General features: G+C 62.7%; 17 protein-coding genes. 2 read left to right on the top strand and 15 right to left on the bottom strand.

Translation table 11 applies throughout. The annotated features are described in order from the left end of the window. Positions 1–33: 33 nt before the first annotated feature. From AB4Y36_RS32640 to AB4Y36_RS32710, 15 genes are all read right to left on the bottom strand, one after another. Positions 34–1,263: a cytochrome P450 gene (locus tag AB4Y36_RS32640; protein WP_368685192.1), complete on the bottom strand. Its 1,230-nt coding sequence runs from the start codon at positions 1,261–1,263 to the stop codon at positions 34–36. Between the two features lie 74 nt (positions 1,264–1,337). Beyond that, complete coding sequence (locus tag AB4Y36_RS32645; protein WP_368685193.1) at positions 1,338–2,471, bottom strand: acyl-CoA dehydrogenase family protein; 1,134 nt, start codon at positions 2,469–2,471, stop codon at positions 1,338–1,340. 9 nt (positions 2,472–2,480) lie between these two features. Continuing rightward, positions 2,481–3,689, bottom strand: coding sequence for an acyl-CoA dehydrogenase family protein (locus AB4Y36_RS32650; RefSeq protein WP_368685194.1), 1,209 nt, complete (start codon positions 3,687–3,689; stop codon positions 2,481–2,483). Between the two features lie 54 nt (positions 3,690–3,743). Continuing rightward, positions 3,744–4,613: a MaoC/PaaZ C-terminal domain-containing protein gene (locus AB4Y36_RS32655; RefSeq protein ID WP_368602282.1), complete on the bottom strand. Its 870-nt coding sequence runs from the start codon at positions 4,611–4,613 to the stop codon at positions 3,744–3,746. 19 nt (positions 4,614–4,632) lie between these two features. Further along, positions 4,633–5,439 (bottom strand): enoyl-CoA hydratase, encoded by an 807-nt coding sequence (locus AB4Y36_RS32660; protein WP_368685195.1) that lies wholly within the window; start codon positions 5,437–5,439, stop codon positions 4,633–4,635. Between the two features lie 18 nt (positions 5,440–5,457). Further along, complete coding sequence (locus AB4Y36_RS32665; protein WP_368685196.1) at positions 5,458–6,624, bottom strand: acyl-CoA dehydrogenase family protein; 1,167 nt, start codon at positions 6,622–6,624, stop codon at positions 5,458–5,460. 31 nt (positions 6,625–6,655) lie between these two features. Beyond that, positions 6,656–7,810: an acyl-CoA dehydrogenase family protein gene (locus AB4Y36_RS32670; RefSeq protein WP_069266525.1), complete on the bottom strand. Its 1,155-nt coding sequence runs from the start codon at positions 7,808–7,810 to the stop codon at positions 6,656–6,658. A 31-nt stretch (positions 7,811–7,841) separates the two neighbouring features. Then, the gene (locus AB4Y36_RS32675; protein WP_368685197.1) at positions 7,842–9,041 is read right to left on the bottom strand and encodes an acyl-CoA dehydrogenase family protein; all 1,200 of its coding nucleotides are present in this window, start codon (positions 9,039–9,041) and stop codon (positions 7,842–7,844) included. 44 nt (positions 9,042–9,085) lie between these two features. Continuing rightward, positions 9,086–10,228, bottom strand: coding sequence for a CaiB/BaiF CoA transferase family protein (locus tag AB4Y36_RS32680; RefSeq protein WP_368685198.1), 1,143 nt, complete (start codon positions 10,226–10,228; stop codon positions 9,086–9,088). A gap of 3 nt (positions 10,229–10,231) precedes the next feature. Next, positions 10,232–11,086, bottom strand: a complete 855-nt coding sequence (locus AB4Y36_RS32685; protein ID WP_069266522.1) for an SDR family oxidoreductase — start codon at positions 11,084–11,086, stop codon at positions 10,232–10,234. 44 nt (positions 11,087–11,130) lie between these two features. Beyond that, on the bottom strand, positions 11,131–11,946 hold the full coding sequence (locus AB4Y36_RS32690) for an enoyl-CoA hydratase/isomerase family protein (RefSeq protein ID WP_368685199.1): 816 nt from the start codon (positions 11,944–11,946) through the stop codon (positions 11,131–11,133). Between the two features lie 17 nt (positions 11,947–11,963). Continuing rightward, positions 11,964–12,770 (bottom strand): enoyl-CoA hydratase/isomerase family protein, encoded by an 807-nt coding sequence (locus AB4Y36_RS32695; protein ID WP_368685200.1) that lies wholly within the window; start codon positions 12,768–12,770, stop codon positions 11,964–11,966. Between the two features lie 11 nt (positions 12,771–12,781). Continuing rightward, on the bottom strand, positions 12,782–13,582 hold the full coding sequence (locus AB4Y36_RS32700; RefSeq protein ID WP_368685201.1) for an enoyl-CoA hydratase/isomerase family protein: 801 nt from the start codon (positions 13,580–13,582) through the stop codon (positions 12,782–12,784). 92 nt (positions 13,583–13,674) lie between these two features. Then, entirely contained in the window at positions 13,675–14,826 is a 1,152-nt protein-coding gene (locus tag AB4Y36_RS32705) for a thiolase (RefSeq protein WP_342947360.1), read from the bottom strand. A gap of 60 nt (positions 14,827–14,886) precedes the next feature. Then, a complete protein-coding gene (locus AB4Y36_RS32710; protein ID WP_069266517.1) occupies positions 14,887–15,252 on the bottom strand; it encodes a Zn-ribbon domain-containing OB-fold protein in 366 nt (121 codons plus the stop codon). Positions 15,253–15,636: 384 nt separating this feature from the next. Here AB4Y36_RS32710 and AB4Y36_RS32715 point away from each other — a divergent pair, with 384 nt between their 5' ends. Further along, complete coding sequence (locus AB4Y36_RS32715; RefSeq protein ID WP_368685202.1) at positions 15,637–16,800, top strand: acyl-CoA dehydrogenase family protein; 1,164 nt, start codon at positions 15,637–15,639, stop codon at positions 16,798–16,800. A 48-nt stretch (positions 16,801–16,848) separates the two neighbouring features. Next, entirely contained in the window at positions 16,849–17,325 is a 477-nt protein-coding gene (locus tag AB4Y36_RS32720; RefSeq protein WP_069266515.1) for a MaoC/PaaZ C-terminal domain-containing protein, read from the top strand. Position 17,326 lies beyond the last annotated feature (1 nt).

Raw genomic sequence — 17,326 nt, forward strand, 5'->3', positions numbered from 1 at the left:
TCTGCGCGCACCGCCTTCTGCAGATGTGGACGCTCAGCCGGCGACTTTCCACACAAGAGGCAAGTGGTACAGCGTGCCGTTCACCCCTCCGTGGACACCCGCCTTCTCACCTGGCTTGATCTGGAAGTCAGGAATACGCTTGAGCCATTCCTGGAGGAAAACCTTCAGTTCCACGCGCGCAAGGAACGAGCCGGGACAACGATGAGCACCATTGCCGAACGTCGAATGAATCGGCGTGGGCCTGGTAAAATCGACGGTAAGCGGATCGTCGAATTTTCTCTCGTCGAGGCCATGCAGCGTGGTCGGCATGATGATCATGTCTCCCTCTTTGAGCCGCACGCCCTTATATTCGAAATCGTGAGTGATCCGCCGACCCTGGTTGACCACCGGGAAACGCCGTAATAGCTCGTCAACGGCCTTTTGGGTCAGTTCGGGATTGTCGATGAGCTGCTTGCGGTGCGCGGGACTGCCGGCCAGAAAACTGGCGATGAATCCCATTGCGGACGCAACGGTATCGAGGCCGCCGATCAGCACGAGTCCGCAAAGACCGCGAACCTCTTCGTCGGTCAAGGCACGCCCGTCGATTTTCGAATTCACGATCTTGCTGATGAGATCGTCGCCCGGATTCGCGCGCCGTTCGGCGATCTTCACGCCCAGGTACTGGAAGATTGCGCCTAGCGCGCCGAGCTTCTCCCTGGCGTCCACCGGGCGCACCATCTTGTCGGCGAGACTCAGGAGGTACTCGCGATCCTCAGCGGGCAGCGCCACCATGTTCATGAAAATGCCGATCGGCAGATGCTGCGCGAACCCAGAGACGAATTCCACTTCGCCCTTCGGGTAAAAGTCTTCGATCAACTCGATCGCCATTTCGCGCGCTTTTTCTTCGAGCTTGCTGATCGCCTGCGGCATGAACGCGGGCGCGATCAACGCACGATACGCCGTATGCTGCGGAGGATCGAAGAAGATCGGCGGCAACGGCTGATGCTCGACCAGGGGAACGGTGAGCTGCTTCGACGAGAAGTTCTCGTAGTCCTTCAGGATGTGATAGATGTCGTCGCCGCGCGTGGCGATCCAGTGCCCGCCGTTGCGAGGCGTCCAGAAAATGTCGGGAATCCCTTCGGCGTGCAGCTTCTTGAGCGAGAGATGGTAGTCCTCTTCTGCGCCGGGCGGGTGATAGATATCGATATCGAATACCCGTTCCGGCGAAACGTGCGCGGGTACCGGCGCCAGTTCCGGAGTCACGCCATGGCCAGTTGCTGACATAAGGTTGTCTCCTTTCCTCGAATTGACCGCTCTACGCGGTCGAATGAATCGTTCTTGTTGCCGTCGAGCCGCGGTTACAGGAACGCGCCGTATAGCTCGATATGGTGCTCGGTGTTTCCCCACGTCATGTCGATGCAGGTGAGGCGCTTTACATACCAACCCACCGCCAGCTCGTCCGTCATGCCCATCCCACCGTGAAGCTGCACTGCCTGCTGCGCGACGAAGCGCGCGCTGCGCCCGATCAGCGCTTTCGCGGCGGTCACAGCGCGATGAGCGGCAACGTCATCGTCTTCGCCGAGCCTGGCGGCCGCAAAATAGACGATCGATTTCGCCTGCTCCACCGCGGTCAAAATATCGGCGGCGCGGTGCTGCAGCGCCTGGAACTTGCCGATGGGCGAGCCAAACTGCTTGCGTGTGCGCAGATACTCGAAAGTCAGTTCGCTCAGCCGCGACATCGCGCCCACGGCTTCGGCGCACAGCGCGAATATGCCTTGATCGACAGCCCATTCGAGCAACGGGTAGCCTCGATCGATCGTGCCGATCACCGCCTGTTGGTCGACTCGCACCCCGTTCAGCACCACTTCCGCGACACGCTGGCCATCCAGTGCGGGAAACCCCTTGACGCTCACACCTTGCGCGCGCGCATCGACAGCGAAAAGCGTGATGCCGTGCTTGTCCGCCTGCTCGCCTGCCGTGCGCGCCGAGACCAGCAGAATGTCCGCGCAGTCGCCGTGCAGCACGACGCCCTTGCGGCCATCGAGGACGAACCCGTCGCGCGTTGCCTCGGCCCTCGTCGCGACGTTCCACAAATCGAAACGCGCGCCAGGTTCGAGCGTTGCAAGCGCCGTCTTCAGGCTGCCGTCTGCGATGCCGGCCAGCAGCTCCGCCTTGCGTGCCTCGTGTCCCGCGCGCCCGATGAGCTTCGCGCCGATCACAGCCGACGAAACGAACGGTTCCAGCACTAGTCCCCGGCCGAAGGCTTCCATTACGAGCATGGTCTCGACCGGTCCCGTGCCAAGGCCGCCGTGGTCCTGCGGCACGTTCAGCGCGAGCACGCCCATTTCGGCGAGCGTGGACCAATGCGCATCCGACCAGCCCTGCGGCGTGGCAGCGAGACGGCGCCTCGTCTCGAAGTCGTATTCCCTTTCGACGAAGCGACCGACCACGTCGGCCAGCATCTGTTCCTCTTCAACCAGCGTGAAGTCCATGGCGTGTCCTCAGATGCCGAGCGCCTGCTTGGCGATGATGTTTTTCTGCACTTCGGTCGAACCGCCGTAGATCGAAATCTTGCGCCAGTCCAGGTAGTGCGCGGCCAGCGCGTTGAGCAATTCGCCGTTCGCGGTTTCGCCCTGCCAGTCCGCCTCCAGCGCTTCGCTTACGAAGGGGACTGCATACGGGCCTGCGCATTCCATGATCAGCTCGGTGAGCTCCTGCTGAATCTCCGACCCGCGGATCTTCAGCACCGAGGCTTCCGGCCCGATGGGACGCCCTGCGGTTTCGGCGGAGACCAGGCGCAGAAGCGACCATTCGTGAGCGATCAAGTCGATTTCCACCTTGGCGATGCGATCGCGAAAGCGCACGTCCTCGATGAGCGGTTTGCCGTGCTTGCGCTCGGTGCTCGCAATCTCCTTGAGACGCCGCATGAAGCGCTTGCAGTTGCCAAGTCCGGCGATATTCGTTCGCTCATGTCCGAGCAGATACTTCGCGATCGACCAGCCGCGATGCTCCTCTCCGACGAGATTGCTCACCGGCACTTCCACGTTGTCGAAGAACACTTCGTTGACGTCGTGACCGCCGTCCAGCGTGCGGATCGGTCTGACCGTGATACCCGGCGTCGACATATCGATCAGCAGGAACGAGATGCCTTCCTGCGGGCGGCCGCTTCCGTCCGTGCGAACGAGACAGAAAATCCAGTTCGCCCATTGCGCGAACGAGGTCCAGATCTTCTGGCCGTTGACGACATAGAACGATTGGCCGTCGCGCTCGATAGGCTCCGCACGCGTTTTGAGCGAGGCCAGATCGGAACCCGCGCCCGGCTCGGAATAACCCTGGCACCACCAGTCCTCCATCGAGACGATGCGCGGCAGGAAGCGCTCGCGCTGCGCCGCAGTGCCGAACTTCTGGATCACGGGTCCGACCATCGAAAGGCCGAACGGCATCTGGCGCGGCGCGCCAGCGGTAAAGCATTCCTCGTCGAAGATATTGCGCTGCGCGGCATTCCAGGCGGCGCCGCCGAATTGCGTGGGCCATGCGGGGGCGCCCCAACCCTTTCCAGCCAGAATTCGTTGCCAGCGCACGTAGTCTTCGCGCGGCACATGGCGGAAGTTCAGCACGCGATCACGAATGTCGTCAGGCAAATGCGTCGCTACGAATTCCCGCACCGTGGCGCGAAACGCCTTCTCGGCGGGGCTTTCTCTCAGGTCCATCGTCAGGCTCCAGTCGCTGCCCGGCAAGTCGCGTTGTCGCTGCCAGGCGCGGTTTCAGGCAATTTCCACGATGCCGTTGTTCAGCACCACCACATCGCGCGCGTCAACACGCGCGCGCAAATGCAGGCGGGTGTCGCTATCCCTCCAGAACTGGAAACGCACCTCTTCGCCCGGATAAACCGGCGAAGTCAGGCGCAGGGCGAGCCGCTTCAGACGGGTGGCATCGTTGCCGGCGAAGGTGCGAATCGCGGCGTAGCCCGCCATGCCATAAGTCGCGAGGCCGTGCAGAATGGGGCGGCTGAAACCCGCCTTCGAAGCCACTTCAGGATCCGCGTGCAGCGGGTTGGCATCGCCCGAAAGGCGATAGATCAACGCGGCATGGGCGCCGGTGGAGAAGACGTATTCCGCATCCGGTGCGCGCTCCGGCACCGGCGGAAGCGCTTCGGGCGGCACGTCGCTGACCCCCGACTCCGCGCTAAACCCGCCGTCGCCACGCAGAAACGACACCTGGCGGACTTCGGCGAGTTGTTCGCCGCTCGAAACGTCGATGATGTCACGCATGAGCTCGACGATCGCGCCCTTTCCCGCGCCTTTATCGGAGATGCGGCTCACGCGCGTCTTGCTGACGATGGTCGCGGCAACCGGCATCGGCCGCACGAAACGGACGTCCTGCTCACCGTGCACGAGCTTCAGGTAGTCGATGCCCGTACGCGGATCGCGCATCCACGATTTCGGCCACGCGAACGCGGCCGCGCAAGTCGGCATTGCCTGCAGGTCCCTTTCATAGACGTAGCGCAGCTGGTCTGCGTCCAATGGGTCTCCGCCGAGGCCAAGGCCCAGCGAATACAGCATGACGTCGCGTTCGCTGTACGTCTGCGTAACATCTTCGATAGGCCAGTTCTTGACGACTTCGTAGTTCAGCATGAGGGTGTCCTGTAGGTGCTCAGTAGTCCGTGAAGTTGGGCTTGCGCTTCTCGAGGAAGCTCGCCATGCCTTCCTTGTAGTCGTCGCACTGGTTGGCGATCGGCATATCCAGACCGGCCGACATGATCGCCTCGTGGGGCGTCTGGAAAGGCACCTCCCAGATCTGTTCCTTCATGATGCGCATGGAGCGCGGCGAGCAGTAATCCGCCATTTCGCGCGCGTAGGCATAAGTCTCTTCGACCAGTTTCTCCGCCGGGATCGCACGATTCACGAGTCCCATGCGCTCGGCTTCGCGCCCTTTGATCTTGCGGCCCGACAGCAGCAGGTCGAGCGCATGCGCCTGGCCCACGTGGCGCGCGAGGATCCACGCCATGCCGTATTCGGCGGTCAGACCGCGCCGCGCGAATGCCGTGGTGATGGTGGCGTCTTCCGAAGCAAACCGGATGTCGCAAAAGAGCGCGTGAATCAGGCCAATACCGACGGTCGCGCCATTGAGCATGGCGATCACCGGCTTCGGAATGGCCGGGTAATACGAACAACGCGTCTGCCAGTCGGCGCGCTTGCGCATGTCGAACGGACGCGGCAGCTTGATCATGAGTGCGGCGGGGTCACCACCGAAGCTGTGAATATCGCCGCCCGCGCAAAACGCCTTCCCCGCGCCGGTGAATACGATGACACGCACACCGCGGTCCGCGCCCGCGGCCTGCATTGCCTCGTACACCTCCGTCGCCACCTGGTCGTTCCAGGTGTTCATGTGTTCAGGACGGTTGAGCGTGATCGTCGCGATACGGTCCTTGACGTCGTACAGAATGGTCTCGAAGCGCATGAGATCCCCTCTCGATGATCAGAATGAACGCGGCAGGTCGAGCACATGCTCGGCGACGTAGGACAGAATCAGATTCGTCGAAATCGGCGCCACCTGATAAAGCCGCGTTTCGCGGAACTTACGTTCGACGTCGTATTCGCAGGCGAAACCGAAGCCGCCATGCGTCTGCAAGCAGGCATTCGCCGCTTTCCACGAAGCCGTGGCCGCCAGATGCTTCGCCATGTTCGCTTCCGCGCCGCATGCCTGATGGTTGTCGAACAGTTCACAGGCTCTGTAGCGCATGAGATCCGCCGCGCGCACGTCGATATACGCCTCGGCGATCGGAAACTGGATACCCTGGTTCATGCCGATTGGCCGGTCAAAGACGATACGCTCGTTGGCGTATTTCGATGCGCGTTCAACAAACCAGTAGCCGTCGCCGATACACTCGGCCGCGATCAGCGCACGCTCGGCATTGAGCCCGTCGAGGATGTACTTGAAGCCCTTGCCTTCCTCGCCAATCAGGTTCTCTTCGGGAATCTCCAGATTGTCGAAGAACAGTTCATTGGTCTCGTGATTGACCATGTTGGGAATCGGCCTCACGGTCAGACCGTTGCCGATCGCCTGGTGCAGGTCCACGAGAAAGCACGACAGCCCATCCGACTTCTTCTTCACGTCAGACAAGGGCGTGGTGCGCGCGAGCAGGATCATCATGTCCGAATGCTGCACGCGCGAAATCCAAACTTTCTGGCCGTTGACCACATAGCGGCCGTCTTTCTTCACGGCGGTGGTCTTCAGCTTCGTGGTGTCCGTTCCCGTGGTCGGCTCGGTCACGCCCATCGACTGCAGGCGCAATTCGCCGCTCGCGATCTTCGGCAGATATTTGCGCTTTTGCGTTTCCGAGCCGTTGCGCAGCAGCGTGTTCATGTTGTACATCTGACCGTGGCAGAACCCCGAGTTGCCGCCGTTGCGGTTGATCTCCTCCATGATCACGGACGCCTCGGTCAACCCGAGGCCGGAACCACCGTACTCCTGAGGAATCAGCGCCGCCATCCAGCCGGCCTTCGTCAACGCGTCGACAAACGCCTCCGGGTACACGCGTTCGTGATCGATGCGGCGCCAGTACTCATCGGGATATTCCTTCGAAAGGTCACGCAGCGCGTCGCGCAGTTCCTGATATTGGTCGGGAGAGGTAATTCGGCTCATGAATGTTTCCGTATACTTGGCTGGACGCGGCTCACGCTGCTGCATCGATCAGCCCGCCGGCATTGGCGAGCTGGGTCAGATGATGTTCGGTCGAGCCGAACTGGATATCGATCACGCTCAGGCGTCGCATGTAGTGGCCGATCTTGCACTCCTCGGTCATCCCGATGCCGCCGTGCAGTTGCACACCTTGCTGGCCGACGAAGCGGCCCGAGCGTCCGATCTGCACTTTCGCGGCGGACAGGCTGCGATCGCGCTCTCCCGCATCGGGTTCCTCAATCATCATGGTCGCGAAGAGCGCCATGCTGCGCGCCTGCTCCACCATGACCAGCATGTCGACCGCCCGATGCTGGAGCGCCTGAAATGACCCGATGGGTACGCCGAACTGCTTGCGGACCTTGAGATACTCGACGGTTTCTTCGTGCGCGGCGGTCATCGCGCCTACAGCTTCCGCGCTCACCGCGGCGATTGCGTGCGCAACGACTGTTTCAATGAGCGGGAACGCGGCACCCGCGACACCCAGCACGTCGCTATCCGGAACTCGCACGCCGGAAAATTCGATGTCTGCCGCGCTCAGCCGGTCCTGTGTCGGATACACGCGGCGTGTCACGCCCGCAGCGTCGCCCTTCACCACAAACAGGCCGATGCCGTCACGCTCGCGCCTGCCGCCCGACACCCGCGCCGACACCACGAGGAGATCGGCATTGCCGCCATGCAGCACGACGTGCTTGGCGCCGTCGATCACCCATGCGTCGCCTTCGCGCCGCGCAGTGGTCGCCACGTCCGCCAGGTCGTAGCGCGACTGCGCTTCGCTGTGCGCAAAGGCCATCAGCAATTCGCCCTGCGCGATCTGCGGCAGAATCGCCGTGCGTTGCGCCGCGTTGCCGCCAAGGCGCACGAAGCCGCCGCCCAGCACGACCGTTGCGAGGTACGGCTCGACCGCGAGGCCGCGGCCGAGCGCCTCCATGACGATCATCGTCTCGACAGGACCGCAGTTGCTGCCGCCGTATTCCTCATCGAATGAAAGACCCAGCAGCCCCATCTCCGCATAGCGCGCCCATTGCTCGCGGCTGAAGCCGTCCGGCTCCACGAGGTACTTCGCACGCTGCTCGAAACCGTACTCGTCCTTGACGAGACGCTCGACGCTGTCCTTGAGCATGCGCTGCTCATCGGTGAAATCAAAGTCCATAGCCCATGCTTCTCCGCTGTTCGACCGTCGCTCAAAGTCCCAATACCGACTTGGCGAGAATGTTCTTCTGAATCTCGTTGGAGCCGCCCACAATCGAAACGTGACGCGCAAAGTAGTGGTTCGGCGCGATCGTCAGCGCCCATTCGGGCTCGCGAACCGCGTCGCCAAGACCGCGCAGGAAGTCGATATCGAGCGGCAACGCATCCGGCCCCGCCACTTCCAGCAGCAGTTCGGCGGAAAGTTGCTGGAGTTCCGAACCCTTGATCTTCAGGATCGAAGTCTTGGGGTCCGGCACATGGCTCTCTTGCGCACGGCTTTCGGCGATCACGCGCATCTGCGTCATTTCCAGCGCCTTCAACTCCACTTCCACGGCCGCGACCCGCTCCCGAAAGCGCGGGTCGTCCCACAGCACGCCGTCCCCGCAGGGCACGCGCTTCGCGAGGTCCTTCGCATGCCGCACGCGCATCTTCGAAACGCCCACGCGTGCAATGCCGCTGCGCTCGTTGCCGAGCAGATACTTGGCGTAGTCCCAGCCCTTGTTTTCCTCGCCGATGCGATTCGCAACCGGCACGCGCACGTTGTCGAAGAACACCTCGTTGGTTTCGTGGTGGCCGTCGATCGTGATGATCGGGCGCACCGTCAAGCCCGGCGTCTTCATGTCGATCAGCAGGTAGGTAATACCCTGTTGCTTCTTCCCGCTCGAATCCGTGCGCACGAGACAGAACATCCAGTCGGCGTGATGCGCCGTAGAGGTCCAGAGCTTCTGCCCGTTGATGACGTAGTGGTCGCCTTCTCGAACCGCCTGGGTGCGCAGTGCGGCCAGATCCGAACCCGCGCCCGGCTCGGAAAAGCCCTGGCAGAACCAGTATTCGAGGCTCGCGATGCGGGGCAGGAAGTGGCGCTTCTGCTCTTCGCTGCCGAACGCGATCAGCACCGGGCCGATCATGTTCACGTTGAACGACAATGTTTCGGGCGCCGGGGCCATGTGCAGCTCTTCCTTGAAGATGTATTGCTGCACGGCGCTCCAGCCGGTCCCACCCCACGCCTTGTCCCACGCGGGCGTCGCCCAGCCGCGCTCGTAGAGAATGCGTTGCCAGCGGCGCAGGTCGGCCGCCGAATAGCGCTGCCCCAGGGTGGCCTTGCGTCGAATGTCGGCGGGCAGCGCTTCCTTGAAGAAGGCTCTCACCTCATTGCGGAACGCCAGTTCTTCGTCGGTATATCGCAGATCCATGAGTGTCTCGTTTCGTTTTCTTTGGCTCGCCTGGCGTGTGCCACTCAGGCCAGCGTTCCCGCTTCTTTCAGCTCGCCAATGCGGCCCGGTTCGAGCCACGCAGCCAGCGCGGCGTCGACCGTTGCCGCGTCGGGCGCTTCAGGCGCGGTCGGTTTCGCGGGCACCGTGGCGGAAAAGCGCGGCGCCGGAGCGGGCTGCACGATGCCGTCGACTTCGATGAACGTGCCACGTGCCTTCAGGTGCGCATGCTCGGGTGCCTCGGTCCACGACAGCACCGGTGCGAAGCACGCGTCCGAATGCTCGAGCAGCGTGGTCCATTGCTCGCGTGTGCGGCTCTTGAACTTCAGCGCAAACAGGGCGCGCGCGGCAGGCCAATTGCTTTCGTCAAGCTGAGCGCCGAGGGTTCGCGTGTCGATGTCGAGCAAGCGCAGCAGTTCGAGATAGAACTTGTCCTCGATCGGGCCGATGGTAATCCACTTGCCGTCCGCACATTCGTATACGTCGTAGAAGTGTGATCCGGAGTCCGTGATATTCGTCCCGCGCCCGTCACGCCAGATACCGGCTGCCTGCATGCCGAAGAACGTGGTGGCAAGGTTGGCCGTACCGTCGACGATCGCAGCATCCACGACCTGGCCTGAGCCGCCGTTACGCGCGTGCAGAATTGCCGAGAGCAGCCCCATCGCGAGGTACAGCGAACCGCCCGCATAGTCGCCGATCAGGTTCAACGGTATCGACGGCGGCTGATCGCGGCGCCCGATCGCGTTGAGCACACCGGTGATCGCAATGTAGTTCAGGTCATGCCCCGCGTACTGCGCGAGCGGTCCGTCTTGCCCCCATCCCGTGATGCGCCCATAGGCGAGTTTCGGGTTGCGACCGAGGCAAACCTGCGGACCGAGCCCCAGGCGCTCGGTCACACCAGGGCGGAAGCCTTCGATCAAGGCGTCGGCGCGCTCCGCCAGAGAAAGCACGAGTTCGACAGCCTCCGGGTCTTTCAGGTCGAGCGCGATCGTCTTCCGGTTGCGCAGCAACAGGTTGTAGCGCAACGGGCGCTCGATACCGAGCTTGACCGGCTGGCGACGCTCGATGCGCAACACCGTCGCGCCCAGGTCGGCGAGCAACATCGCGGCCATGGGGCCCGGCCCGATGCCGGCAAGCTCAATGATTCGGACTCCCGCGAGCGGACCCATCGTTCAACCCTTGCGCGCATGGGCGCGCATGGCGTCCCATTGTTCGTCGGTCCAGTCCTGCATGGCACGGAAGGTCGGGCCGCCAACGCCCTGCATCCAGCGGCCGCCGTCGATCACGATCATGTCGCCGGTGATGTAGCCGGACCCATCCGATGCCAGATACGCGTAAAGATCGGCGAGTTCCGTGTGATCGCCGAAGCGGCGCAGCGGAACGGAGCGCTCCTGCGGTTCGACCTGCGAGCCCGGCGGATACAGTTGCTCCCAGGCGCCGGGCGTAGGGAAAAGTCCGGGCGCCACCGCGTTCAGACGGATGCCCTTCGGGCCCCACTCGACCGCAAGGCTACGGGTCATCGCAAGAACGCCCGCCTTCGCCGCGGCGGAGGGCACCGTAAAGGCCGAGCCGGTCATCGTGGGCGTAGACACCGTGCTAATCACGTTGCCCGCGTGGCCCGCGTCGATCCAGCGCTTGCCCGCCGCGATCGTGCAATAGAAGCTGCCGTGCAGCACGATGCCGAGCACCGCGTCCACCGCGCGCGGCGAAAGGCTCTCCGTGCGCGCGATGAAATTCGCCGCAGCGTTGTTCAGCAGCACATCGAGCGGGCCGTCCTGCCAGATCGTATCCATCATTGCCTCGACGGATTCCGCGCTGCGCACGTCCGCCTGCACCGTCGTGACGCGTGCGCCGGGCACCGCGCCGCGAAACTCGTCGGCGGTCGCGTCGAGCACTTCCTTGCGGCGGCCGCAGATGACAAGATCGGCACCCAGTTCGAGATAACGTCGGCCGATACTCTTGCCGAGCCCCGTGCCACCGCCGGTGATCAGGATTCGTTTGTTCTTCAGCAGGTCAGGCGTAAACATTGGCATTGAACTTCCTGTAGAGACAGCAATGAAGAACGTCGGCTTCAGGCGCCCGTGAAAACCGGCTTGCGCTTTTCCATGAAGGCCTTCACGGCTTCCGTGTGATCGCTCGTTTGACGCGCCAGCGGATTGAGATCGGTCTCCAGACGGCATGCGTCCTCGATCGAGTTGCCCGCATTGACGAGGCTCGCCTTCAGGAGCGCCAGCGTCACCGGCGGATAGCTCGCAAAGCGAGCCGCGGCCTCGATCGCCGCATCGAGCGCGTGTCCGCTCACCGTCAGCTCGCTGACGAGGCCGATGCGGCGCGCCGTGGTTGCATCGATGACATCGCCCTTCAGCATCAGTTCGCGCGCCTTGCCGCCACCCACCTTTTGCGGGAGCGTCCAGAGAATCCCGGTATCGGGCAGCAGGCCTACCTTGCCGAAGGCACATGAGTATTTCGCCGTCTCGGCGCTGACCACGACATCACAGGCAGCAGCCAGCGAGACGCCCGCTCCGTAGCACGTGCCTTCCACTGCCGCGACGACGGGCTTCGTGCCGGTATAAATCAGCTTGAACAGACGCACGCCCACCGCAATGCGCTCACGCAGCGCGAGCAATGGCGGCGTGGCCGCGTGCATTTCCGAGAGGTCGCCGCCCGCGCAAAAATGACCGCCCGCTCCCGTCAGCACGATGGCGCGCGTATCGGGGTCGTCGTTCATGAGTCGCTGAAACACCTCCGTCAGCGCGAGCCGCATCTTCATGGAGAACGCGTTGCGGCGCTCGGGATAGTTCATCGTGACAACGCTCACGTCGCCTTCACAGCGCACCTGCACGACCTCGTCGGCGCCCGCAGTCATTTCCTTCTGCTCGATACTCATCGCATGGGTCCCCGCGCTCACTCGCCGGTGAAGACCGGTGTGGTCTTTTCCATAAATGCCTTGCAGGCAGCCTGATGGTCTTTCGACTGACGCAGGATGGGCTGATAGTCGATCTCGGCTCGCAGCGCGCCTTCCATGGTCGTCGCGGCGTTGGTGAGCGACTCCTTCAACAGCGCCACGCCGAGCGGCGGCAAGGCCGCGAGGCCGAGTGCAACTTCAATCGCCCTGGCGCGCGCCGCGCCCGACTCGACCACTTCGTTTGCGAGGTCGATTGCCGCGGCCTTGTTACCGTCGATCTCCGTAGCGAGCGAAAGCATCTCGCGCGCGCGGGCCATGCCAATGCGCTTCGGAAGCGTCCACAGAACGCCGGTATCTGGAATCAGCCCCACGCGCAGAAACGCAGCGCAAAAACGCGCGCTCGACGCTGCGACGACGTAATCGGCCGCCACCGCGAGCGACAGGCCGGCGCCGAAGGCCACGCCTTCCACCGCCGCCACAACGGGCTTCGGACCCGCTTGCATTTCGCGCACCACCATGCACGATTCCGCCAGAATTTCGCGGCTTTGCAGGATCGTGCGCTTCGTCATCTCGGAGATGTCCGCACCCGCGCAGAAATGCTCGCCCGCGCCAGTGAGTACAATTGCGCGCGACTCTGGGTCGTCGACCATGAGACGATGCACCGTGTCACGCAGCAACTGGCGCATCTGGCGCCCCATCGCATTGCGGCGTCGCGGATTGTTCAACGTCACGATCGCGACCGGCCCCTCGCGGGTCACCTCGATCAGCGCCGCCGTTTCGGTTGCTGCCGTTTGTTTTTCGCTCATGTTGGCTCCCTTCAGTCGGCCACGAACACCGGCTTGCGCTTGTCCATGAAGGCGCTCACGGCTTCCTGATGTTCGCGGCTGCGGCGCAGGATGGGCTGCAGGTTGACTTCGGCTTCGATCGCCTCGTCGAGCGTGCGGATGCCCGTCGCGAGCGCGGCCTTCAGGTGCGCGGTGGCGACCGAGGGCAATTCCGCGTACTGTTGTGCCACCTTCAAGGCCGCGTTCAGCGCCTCGCCGGGCTCGACGACCTGATTCGCAAACCCGGTCTCGCCCGCTTCTACTCCGTTGAACTCGCGCGCGCTCAGCATGAGTTCACGTGCGAGGCCGCCGCCCACGCGTTGCGAGAGCGACCAGTAGAGCCCCGTATCGGGCAAAAGCCCGACTTTCACGAACGCGCTCGCATAGCGCGCCGCCGACGATGTGACGACGTAGTCGCAAGCCGCTGCGAGCGAGAGGCCTGCGCCAAACGCAAACCCTTCGACCGCGGCAACAACCGCTTTCGGGCCTTCGACCATCAGTCTGAAGATATCGAGCGGCAGTTCATTGCGTTGCCGGTACTCGAGCACCTTGCGCGTCTGCATCTCCGAGATGTCGCCGCCCGCACAAAACGTATTGCCGGCGCCGGTCAGGACAATTGCGCGGCAACTTTCCTCGTGATGCATCAGACGATAAAGTTGCGCATACAACGTCTTACGCATCTTCAATGAAAACGCGTTGCGGCGTTGGGGGTAATTCAATGTGACGATCGCGATTGCACCGTCTTGCTGGACCTGGACGATCTCTGTCGCGTCGCTGCCGATCTCTTCGCTCATCTGTCCGTCTCCTGTCGATCAGAGTTAGCGCTTCAGCGCTTACTCTGATCCCATGCAAAGCTGTTGACCGTGGCCTGGGCGGCCGCCGTGCCTTACAGCGTTTCCTCAGTTCCGAGAATCACCGTGGCCTGGCTCGAGAGCACGCCGCCGTTGCCGTGTGCGATGGCCAGCTTCGCGCCGGGAATCTGGCGTTCGCCGGCGCGCCCCGTCAGCTGCCGCATCGACTCTTCGATCAGGAAAAGCCCATACATGCCGGGGTGAACGCAGGACAACCCGCCGCCGTTGGTGTTCACCGCGAGCCGGCCGCCCGGCGCGATGGCCCCGTCCGCAACGAAGCGGCCGCCTTCGCCCTTGGGGCAGAAGCCGAGGTCTTCGAGGAACAGAATGGTGTTGATCGTGAATGCGTCGTACAGCATCGCGACGTCGATATCGCTTGCCTTCACGCCCGCCATTTCATACGCGCGCCGGCCCGATTGCGCGGCCGCCGTCACCGTGAGATCGGGCATGCTCGCAATTTCGCGGTGTGACGTGGCCGAAGCCGCGCCGAGCAGATAGACGGGCTTGTCGGTCAGATCGCGTGCGCGGTCGGCGCGCACCATGACGACGGCCGCCGCGCCATCCGTCACGAGGCAGCAATCGCGCACGGAAAGCGGGTCGGATACGAGACGCGCGCCCATCACGTCATCGATCGACAAGGGCGTGCGCATGTACGCATCCGGGTTGAGCTGCGCCCATTTGCGCGCGGCGACGGCCACCTCGGCCAGATGTTCGCGCTTCGTGCCGAACTGGTGCATATGCCGCGCCGCCGCGAGCGCATAAGACGAGACCGGATTCATCGGCTTGTACGGGCTCTCCCACGGCGAGGGACGCGACGACTGCACGAGCTTGCCCGCCGCGCTGCGCTGGTTGCTCCCATATGCGATCAGCGCGACGTCGATCTGGCCCGTAGACAAGGCCATCGCCGCAGTGTGTGCGTAAATCTCGAACGCCGAGCCGCCGCTTCGGTTGTTGTCGGTGAACTTCGGGTTAATACCGAGGTACTCGGCAAACGTGAGACCCGAGAGCATGTCGTCGGGCGTGCACACGAACAGGCCATCCACATCGCCGGGCGTGAGCCCTACCTGGGCCAGCGCGTCGACGCAAGCGCGCGCAGCAAGGTCCATTGACGACAAGCCAGGCGCTTCCCCCATCCCATAGGTGGCGCCTGCCACCAGTGCGGTACGCCCGCGCAAGTTGAATTCCATTCGATCTACCTTTCATCAGGTGCGACCGGCTCTTGACGGCCGGTTGCGGGTTAGCGGGCGTCAGGCTGGTTCGAATACGAGCAGTGCCGCATCCCCCCGGTAGACGATCTTCGCCTGCACGGGCATGCCAATGCGCACGGCCTCCGGCTCGATGCCCTCAACGCAGCTGAGCATGCGCACACCTTCTTCCAGATCGATCACTGCGACGTTGTAGCTCGGCGTGGGCGACTTCTGGCGCACGACCGTGGTGGAATAAACCGTGCCTTTCCCGCACGCGTCGACCCATTCCAGATCGCGCGCCCCGGTGACCGGCTCGGCCACGCGCGGATAGAACACATAGCGGCCGCTGCTGCGGCTGCGCTGGATCATCAAGCGGCCCTCGGCCAGAAACTTCTGATAGTCGACTTCAGGACAAAGAGAGTCCATTCCCCGCTCCTCCAAATCGTTTTTGCCTTAGGGCTCCCGCGAATCGAGCCGCTATGTCGGGCCAAAATGGAACAAATAACCGAACACTGTTCTAAATATTAAACGCATCGGAAGCGTGCTGTCAACGGTGGGAAAGCCCTGTCGTGCCCCGCCCCACAAGGCTGACACTACATCCCGGCGAAATTCCGGACGCACCTCGGACAAACCCGCGCCAGCCGGTTTCTGCGCTTGACGGCCACCTGATCCATCGTTTACTTTATCGAACATTGTTCAACATTTTGAAGAGACCGGGGTGATTCGGGAGTGGTCAGCGGGGGCAACCTGGCCCGCTCCGAAAGACGAATCCTGGCCCGATCCGGAAAACCGCCAGTAAGAGAGCTCGAAGTGACATACGAACTAACAGACGACCAGGTTCAGATCCGCGATCTCATCCGTCGCGTCGCAAGGGAGCGTGTGGCACCGCGCGCCGACGAGATCGACCGTACGGCCGAGTATCCGCATGACATGTATGCACTGCTTAAGGAACTGGGCCTCTTCACGTTGCCGTTTCCGGAAGCGTATGGCGGCGCCGGCAGTGTGATGTCGGCCTGTATCGCCGTCGAGGAGTTTGGGCGAGTTTGCTACAACACCGGCTATTTGCTGGTCGTGCAATGGACGCCCTTTGGCGCCATTCTCGAAGGAGGCACGGACGAACAGAAGGCACGCCTTCTGCCCGGACTCGCATCCGGCGAATTGCGCGGCGCGCTCTCGATTACCGAATCTCAAAGCGGCTCCGACGTATCCGGCATTCGCACCACAGCGCGCCGCAAGAACGGCGGCTATGTGCTCAACGGCTCAAAAATCTGGTGCACGAACTCCCATATTGCCGACTTCATTCTCGTCGCGGCAAAGACGCTCGATGAGGAAGGGCGGCCGCTGGGGATCAATCTCTTCGTCGTCGATCGCAACACGCACGGGCTCACCATCGGTAATGAAGAAGACAAGATGGGCGCGCGAGGCGTAGCGTCTTGCCCCCTCTATTTCGACGACGCCTTCATTCGCGCGGAAGACCGTCTCGGGCCGGAAGGCGGCCAGGGATTCAAGGTGGCCATGGAAGCGCTCAACACGAGCCGCCCCATCGTTGCCGCGCGCGCGGTCGGCATTGCGCAGGGGGCGATCGACCATGCCGTCAAATTCATTCAGGATCGCGTAGCGTTCGGCCAGACCATCAGCAACTTCCAAGGCGTGCGCTGGATGATTGCCGACATGGTCACGCAGACCGAAGCCGCGCGCCAACTTGTCTACCGCACCGCGTCGCTCGTCGACGCGGGCGTAAGCGGACGCGAACTCGCTCCAATGGCTGCGATGGCGAAGATGTTCGCATCGGATGTCGCCATGAAGGTCGCGACTGACGCCGTACAGCTTTTTGGCGCTGCCGGCATCTCCAACGAGTACCCGATAAACCGGTATTTCCGCGACGCAAAAGTTGTGCAGATCATTGAGGGCACGAATCAAATCCAGCGCAACATTGTCGCGGACAACGTGCTGGGCCGCATCAAGAAGAACTGAAAAAGACAGTTGAGCTAACAAGCGAGCGACAACAACAGAGGACAGGCAATGGAAGAAGTCGAAACGGTTGGTTTGGGTATCCACTGGGAGGACCTGCCCGTTGGACGCAAGTTCAAGACCGTGGGCCGCACAGTCACCGAAACGGACGTCGTGAATTTCGTATCCGTGACTGGCATGCTGGAAGTGCTGTTTACCAACACAGAGTTTCTAAGGGAGCAGTCCGCGATCAAGGGACGCGTCGCGCCGGGAGCACTCGTGTTTACGCTCATGGAGGGGCTGCTCACGCAGGCCACCATGCAGGGCGTCGGCTTCGCGTTCCTCAACATGGAGCTGGATATCAAGGGTCCCACCTACGTGGGCGACACGATTCATGTGGAATGCGAAGTCATCGAATGCCGGCCCAGCAACGGGCGTCCAGGACTGGGTCTCGTACGCACGCGTAATCGCGTGATCAAGCAGGACGGCACGGAAGTGATGGTGTACACGCCGCTCAGACTCGTGAAGGGCAAAGAATACAAGGCCTGAG

This window comes from Paraburkholderia sp. BR10936 (genome assembly GCF_040965735.1).
Lineage (GTDB): Bacteria > Pseudomonadota > Gammaproteobacteria > Burkholderiales > Burkholderiaceae > Paraburkholderia > Paraburkholderia nodosa_A.

Excerpts from the sequence above, each read along its gene's own strand:
- AB4Y36_RS32640 (WP_368685192.1), bottom strand. The coding sequence starts at position 1,263 with ATGTCAGCAACTGGCCATGGCGTGACTCCGGAACTGGCGCCGGTACCC.
- AB4Y36_RS32645 (WP_368685193.1), bottom strand. The coding sequence starts at position 2,471 with ATGGACTTCACGCTGGTTGAAGAGGAACAGATGCTGGCCGACGTGGTC.
- AB4Y36_RS32650 (WP_368685194.1), bottom strand. The coding sequence starts at position 3,689 with ATGGACCTGAGAGAAAGCCCCGCCGAGAAGGCGTTTCGCGCCACGGTG.
- AB4Y36_RS32655 (WP_368602282.1), bottom strand. The coding sequence starts at position 4,613 with ATGCTGAACTACGAAGTCGTCAAGAACTGGCCTATCGAAGATGTTACG.
- AB4Y36_RS32660 (WP_368685195.1), bottom strand. The coding sequence starts at position 5,439 with ATGCGCTTCGAGACCATTCTGTACGACGTCAAGGACCGTATCGCGACG.
- AB4Y36_RS32665 (WP_368685196.1), bottom strand. The coding sequence starts at position 6,624 with ATGAGCCGAATTACCTCTCCCGACCAATATCAGGAACTGCGCGACGCG.
- AB4Y36_RS32670 (WP_069266525.1), bottom strand. The coding sequence starts at position 7,810 with ATGGACTTTGATTTCACCGATGAGCAGCGCATGCTCAAGGACAGCGTC.
- AB4Y36_RS32675 (WP_368685197.1), bottom strand. The coding sequence starts at position 9,041 with ATGGATCTGCGATATACCGACGAAGAACTGGCGTTCCGCAATGAGGTG.
- AB4Y36_RS32680 (WP_368685198.1), bottom strand. The coding sequence starts at position 10,228 with ATGGGTCCGCTCGCGGGAGTCCGAATCATTGAGCTTGCCGGCATCGGG.
- AB4Y36_RS32685 (WP_069266522.1), bottom strand. The coding sequence starts at position 11,086 with ATGTTTACGCCTGACCTGCTGAAGAACAAACGAATCCTGATCACCGGC.
- AB4Y36_RS32690 (WP_368685199.1), bottom strand. The coding sequence starts at position 11,946 with ATGAGTATCGAGCAGAAGGAAATGACTGCGGGCGCCGACGAGGTCGTG.
- AB4Y36_RS32695 (WP_368685200.1), bottom strand. The coding sequence starts at position 12,770 with ATGAGCGAAAAACAAACGGCAGCAACCGAAACGGCGGCGCTGATCGAG.
- AB4Y36_RS32700 (WP_368685201.1), bottom strand. The coding sequence starts at position 13,582 with ATGAGCGAAGAGATCGGCAGCGACGCGACAGAGATCGTCCAGGTCCAG.
- AB4Y36_RS32705 (WP_342947360.1), bottom strand. The coding sequence starts at position 14,826 with ATGGAATTCAACTTGCGCGGGCGTACCGCACTGGTGGCAGGCGCCACC.
- AB4Y36_RS32710 (WP_069266517.1), bottom strand. The coding sequence starts at position 15,252 with ATGGACTCTCTTTGTCCTGAAGTCGACTATCAGAAGTTTCTGGCCGAG.
- AB4Y36_RS32720 (WP_069266515.1), top strand. The coding sequence starts at position 16,849 with ATGGAAGAAGTCGAAACGGTTGGTTTGGGTATCCACTGGGAGGACCTG.